Raw genomic sequence first — 259 nt, 5'->3', positions numbered from 1 at the left:
CTGCGCTCGACCGGGCCGTGGCTGGTCGCTGCGGCCTTCGCCGTGTATTCGTCGCAGTGGATCGCGGTGATCGGCTTCCTGCCGGCGATCTACGGCGAGGCCGGCGTGCCGGCCCGATGGAGCGCAGCACTGACGGCATTGGCCGCGGCCATGAACATCGGCGGCAATGTGCTGGCCGGCCGCTGGCTCCAGCGCGGTGTTCCGGCCGGACGCCTGATGCGCTGGGGCTATGTATCGATGGCGATCGGCGCCGTGGTGG

General features: G+C 71.0%; 1 pseudogene. It reads left to right on the top strand.

What is annotated here, in order from left to right:
- Window positions 1-259 (top strand): annotated as a pseudogene (locus CVH10_RS21940) (MFS transporter); the annotation flags it as partial.

The organism is Halomonas sp. ND22Bw (assembly GCF_003011945.1).
GTDB lineage: Bacteria > Pseudomonadota > Gammaproteobacteria > Pseudomonadales > Halomonadaceae > Halomonas > Halomonas halophila.
Note: the sequence above shows the minus strand (reverse complement) of the source record. Positions and strands in the feature narration are given on the sequence as shown.